Origin of the sequence: Vibrio sp. OPT41, assembly GCF_015163595.1 — a bacterium.
Taxonomy (GTDB): domain Bacteria; phylum Pseudomonadota; class Gammaproteobacteria; order Enterobacterales; family Vibrionaceae; genus Vibrio; species Vibrio alginolyticus.
The window spans coordinates 78,771-83,402 of the sequence record NZ_JADDYH010000015.1 but is presented as its reverse complement, the minus strand read 5'-3'; the positions used below and the strand labels follow the sequence as shown (position 1 = coordinate 83,402).

At 44.6% G+C, this 4,632-nt stretch carries 8 protein-coding genes; all 8 read right to left on the bottom strand.

Going from position 1 to position 4,632, the window contains the following annotated elements; genetic code table 11:
- Window positions 1-329 (bottom strand): LysM peptidoglycan-binding domain-containing protein (locus IQP38_RS26340; RefSeq protein ID WP_228010025.1); only part of this gene is annotated, 329 nt, incomplete at its 3' end.
- 21 nt (window positions 330-350) lie between these two features.
- Window positions 351-827: a hypothetical protein gene (locus IQP38_RS26335; RefSeq protein ID WP_228010024.1), complete on the bottom strand. Its 477-nt coding sequence runs from the start codon at window positions 825-827 to the stop codon at window positions 351-353.
- Window positions 828-995: 168 nt separating this feature from the next.
- Window positions 996-1,337 (bottom strand): hypothetical protein, encoded by a 342-nt coding sequence (locus tag IQP38_RS26330; RefSeq protein WP_228010023.1) that lies wholly within the window; start codon window positions 1,335-1,337, stop codon window positions 996-998.
- 406 nt (window positions 1,338-1,743) lie between these two features.
- On the bottom strand, window positions 1,744-2,010 hold the full coding sequence (locus tag IQP38_RS08110) for a hypothetical protein (RefSeq protein WP_005477168.1): 267 nt from the start codon (window positions 2,008-2,010) through the stop codon (window positions 1,744-1,746).
- Window positions 2,011-2,101: 91 nt separating this feature from the next.
- Entirely contained in the window at window positions 2,102-2,356 is a 255-nt protein-coding gene (locus IQP38_RS08105; RefSeq protein WP_017633426.1) for a bacteriocin immunity protein, read from the bottom strand.
- Between the two features lie 2 nt (window positions 2,357-2,358).
- Window positions 2,359-2,646, bottom strand: coding sequence for an HNH endonuclease signature motif containing protein (locus tag IQP38_RS08100; RefSeq protein WP_193837480.1), 288 nt, complete (start codon window positions 2,644-2,646; stop codon window positions 2,359-2,361).
- 138 nt (window positions 2,647-2,784) lie between these two features.
- Window positions 2,785-3,021: a hypothetical protein gene (locus IQP38_RS08095; protein WP_031812766.1), complete on the bottom strand. Its 237-nt coding sequence runs from the start codon at window positions 3,019-3,021 to the stop codon at window positions 2,785-2,787.
- A gap of 2 nt (window positions 3,022-3,023) precedes the next feature.
- Window positions 3,024-4,632, bottom strand: a 1,609-nt coding sequence (locus IQP38_RS08090) for an S-type pyocin domain-containing protein (protein WP_193837479.1), incomplete at its 5' end; no start/stop codon positions are given.

Sequence of the window (4,632 nt, the reverse complement as noted above, 5' to 3'; positions counted from 1 at the left end):
TGATAATGACTGTTGCGGATGTTGTTGTAAGTTTGTGGGCGCAGCGGCGGAAAGGTATTCTTTTTGTCCGGTGCTTGTTGTTGCTGTTTCTCAGCAACACTAATTTCATCACCTACCGCAAGTGACAGAGGGTCGGCCTCAAACACTGGGTTAAGCAAGAGCAAGGCTTTAGCTCCCATACCATATAGTTCAGCGATGCTTTGCCAGTCTTCCCCTACCGTTACGGTGTGCGTCGCTGCGGTTTGTTCCGCTTGCGTCTCATCGTTGTTACCTTCTGAGCGCGCTTCTTCCGGCTGTGTGACCGCATCAAACAATGCGGGGATATCCAACTTTATCCCGTTTTCACACAGCTAATTTTCACTGAGATTATCGAGCTCTTCACGCGTGATTTGTCGCTCAAGATAAATGATGTATTGATTTTCGATGATTTGATCGGCTAATTTCCAATACACCAAAATAGCGCTTTGGTCTTTAGTAAAACCACGCTCGTCATTGAGCTTGTCTTGTGTCGATTGCGTAGCGTAAAACGCCCATTTTTCTTCCCCAAGAATTTTGTATTCTTGGACAAGTTCACCATCATTAAAGTGGTAGTAATAGCCTTCTGTAGGCAAACCTAAACGTTCACCCAATCGCACTGCAGGGACAACAGGTATAAAACCTTCCTCAGCTTTATGGCTGCCGGCTTTTTGTAATGTGACGGCTTCCAATGGTGTCAGTCCGAGATTGTCAACAGCGATGTGGATATTTAAACGCTTTGGCTCATCAAACACACATAACGCTGTGTAGCGAGTGCCTTGCTCGGTATTGGCTTGCTCCCAACGGGTCACCGCGTTCTCTTTTTCAGTTTTCGCTAAAGCAAAGTCACTGTGCACCATTTTCTTTATGGTGGTATCCGAGCATCCGACTTCGAAGCTGTACTCAAACTCCTTGATTAATTCCTCTTCACTTTCGGTTGCGATTGGCGGCGGCGTGTAAACTCGTTCGGGCGTCGAGGTTTACCTGATACAAGAGCGGTAACCTCCCGTTGCTCTGGTGGTTTTCGTTATTGCTAACAAATTATTAGCCGCATCATCCGAAAGTTCAGAGATAACCTCAGAATTCAGCCGCCAAGTTTTAGGACCTATTGGGTCGTTGTAACTAAGCAGAGCAGGAGTTTGAGGCGTATCACTCACGAGTGCGAGATTACCTTCGTAGAGATGCTGCTTTAGTTGTTCAAAAGTAAGATGTGAAGGAATAGCAGAGGCGATATCCGCTTCCGAAATATTATGGAAGTTGCCCTCTATCAATCCAAATTCATGAGACATTACTTCCGACAGTGGAAGAACTTTATAGGACACACAAATACCTAAAGTGAATACTAGTTATCACGGCAATAAGCAGTAAGCATGCCATTAACTTTCTTCTGCAAAATCAGCTAGGTAGGATGATAGTAGTGTATGCCGATACAATTTTTTGTTTATCGAGCCAAAAAGTTGGGTATAAATCCAAGAAGTTGGTCGGTGTTGGCTGTGGTCTTTGTGTACGGTCGCTGTTTAGCTGAAGCGATACATATGGTGTTTTTACCCGTGAATACATTCGTAGTGGGCACGTTGTGGATGTAATAGTTCTAAGAAGGCTTTGCCCCATTATAAGACAGAGTAAATACTCATTCATATCCTGTTTATTGGGTTTTGCCTTACTAAAAGTAATCCATTCTTCTAATGCTATTCGTTGTTAATCCTCGTGTTGTATTGCGGGGGGCTCTTAAGTTGTCAACATCGTACACAGAACCACCATGTTGTATTTATTCAACATGGTGCATTTAGAAAGAACGTCTTCCCCCAACGGTATCCTTAAACCTTGCTCGAGGAGCTTTGCCATCCATCGTCCATTTAAGGTTCGCAGGTATAAATTGACTTGAATCGGGAGTTTGCCAACTTGCTTCACCGTTTTTTCTGGCGTCCAATTGATGGTTGGTACGTTATCTTCAATCGCAATGGACAAAATATTGAGTTCATCGAGAGCAGCCATAAGGTTCTGACACAAGAGGATTTTGAGCGGTTTTTAGAACAGATTGAGTCGTGTGAATAAGAAAAGGCGTCATCGTGACGCCTTTTAGCTTTTACTCTTTGAAGCAGGGAAGTCCCTGCAGAGCACGCCAATCTTTCACTATTTTTGCTATTCCTTCAGGAGTATCTTCACCTGGGTTCTCTGGGTAGTAAATTAAGTCTGAACCTGCAGGATGCTCCGTAATTGATATGAAGTGTTCAAGCAACTTATCTTGATAATCATCACTACCCTTTGATTCAATTATCTCATCTAGTAAATTTATAAACTCAGCTTCAGTATAAGCACTCAATGTGTTTTTTAATTCCATAGTTAACTCTTGTGTATATCAATATGGTTACGGGGGGTGTTTACTCTTAAGTTGTCAACATCGTATACAGAACCGCCATGTTGTATTTCTTCAACATGGTGCAGTTCGAAAGAACGTCTTCCCCCGACGGTATCCTTAAACCTTGCTCGAGGAGCTTTGCCATCCATCATCCGTTTAAGGTTCGCAGGTATAAATTGACTTGAATCGGGAGTAGTTTGCCAACTTGCTTCACCGTTTTCTTCTGGCGTCCAATTGATGGTTGGTCCGTTATCTTCAATCGCAATGGACAAAATGTTGTATTCACCGAGAGCAGCTATAAGGTTCTGACAGAAGAGGACTTTGATCGGTTTTTAGAACCGGTTGAGAAATGGGAATGAGAAAAGGCGTCCTTGTAACGCCTTATGTTTATAAGCAAAGTAAAGCTTATATTAAGCATCATCTTGAGCGTATTTGATGACTCGCTCGACAGTGATCTCGGGAACATCTTCAAATAACTCTTGCAGTATAAATACCTCTAAAAAGTAGTCATACCCTTCCGGTGAGCTTCCATCCTCTGGCTCTGCGCAAAGTAAAATATGGGATTCAGGATTCCATGCACTGTCAATGTAAATGGTCAAATCAGGATCCAAGCTTGCAACATCAAGCATTAACTCTCTTAATTTCATTTTTATTTCCCCCATATCGAGTAGCCCCCCTTGTTATCTGGATGAAGTACTTTCCACTCTTCACTACCAATTGTGTGTTGTTCTCTTGGGACTAAAACCATGCTGCCTTTTTCTCTTTCATGATGCCATGTCCAACCTTTTGGAGGTCGTCTAGGAGCTAAGCCTGTAGCTGTTCTCTCTAGTTTTATATTCAAGGATTCCATCTGAGATGCAAATTCTGGATCTGTTTCCATCATCTTCAAGAGGTTCTCATTAGCTTCTTGAAAGTGACGAGCTCTCGAAACACCAGGATATGAATTCGGTGACAAAAACGTTTTAAATCCTGATGAGTAAGCATTTTCACTATATACAATATAAAGAGGAACGATACCTGAGCTTTCAGGGAATACCAAGATCGCATCACGCCAGTCTTTCTCTTCTGGAGCAGGCGTAACGGTGACGTTCGCATCGCTACCCGAGTGGATTGGCGTGACCAGTATATCGTCTTTTTCAAACCCATCACTATGATCGGGGGTAGTTTGCCAACTTGCTTCATCGTTTTCTTCTGGCGTCCAATAGATGGTTGGTCCGTTCTCTTCAATAGCAACGGACAACTGACCACTGTTCCCCTGTTTCACATATTTGATGGGGATTCGTGTGTCGTCTACATGATACCCCTGTACGTGCGGATAAAACTCGCCATCTTGGGGCTCGGTAATGTGGACACGAACGCGGCTTTGTACCGTGGTCACTTGGCGTAAATCTTGGTCTGTGTATTGGGTGTTATCGCCAAACAAGCTTTGCTGCATGGCAAACAAAGTGCCAATGCCCTCGACCTGCCAGCGGTAGCCCTCAACGATTTTGTCTTTCAATGTGCCGGCCAGTTTATCCAACTGCATAGCCGCGGTTTGGGTTTGCTGCGCTTGCTCTGGGGAACCGGCGACAGCTGCGGAACTGCCCATAGCCATTTGTGCTTGTGTCGCTTGAATGGCGGGTATGACAGCAGCTGGACTTGCATTGGCTTGTGCAAAGAAGAATGACCAAGGACCAAAGTTACTTATTGACTCTTGTTGGTCGCCAATTTCAATACATCCCTCTGGTCTGGTGCAGGATTTAGCGAACACGAGCGAGCTTGTAGCGTCTTTTAAATTGAGTATTACCACATCGCCTTCTATGCAATCGGCAGTGTTAATGGCTCTATATTTGGTCAACCCGAGCAATGGATCACTGTGCTGATAATGACTGTTGCGGATGTTGTTGTAAGTTTGTGGGCGCAGCGGCGGAAAGGTATTCTTTTTGTCCGGTGCTTGTTGTTGCTGTTTCTCAGCAACCATAATTTCATCACCTACCGCGAGTGACAGAGGGTCGGCCTCAAACACTGGGTTAAGCAAGAGCAAGGCTTTAGCTCCCATACCATATAGTTCAGCGATGCTTTGCCAGTCTTCCCCTGCCGTTACGGTGTGCGTCGCTGCGGTTTGTTCCGCTTGCGTCTCATCGTTGTTACCTTCTGAGCGCGCTTCTTCCGGCTGTTTGACCGCATCAAACAATGCGGGGATATCCAACTTTATACCGTTTTCACACAGCCAATCTTCACTGAGGTTATCGAGCTCTTCACGCGTGATTTGTCGCTTG

Coding starts and splice junctions, on each gene's coding strand:
- IQP38_RS08110 (WP_005477168.1), bottom strand. CDS start 2,010: ATGGCTGCTCTCGATGAACTCAATATTTTGTCCATTGCGATTGAAGAT.
- IQP38_RS08095 (WP_031812766.1), bottom strand. CDS start 3,021: ATGAAATTAAGAGAGTTAATGCTTGATGTTGCAAGCTTGGATCCTGAT.
- IQP38_RS08105 (WP_017633426.1), bottom strand. CDS start 2,356: ATGGAATTAAAAAACACATTGAGTGCTTATACTGAAGCTGAGTTTATA.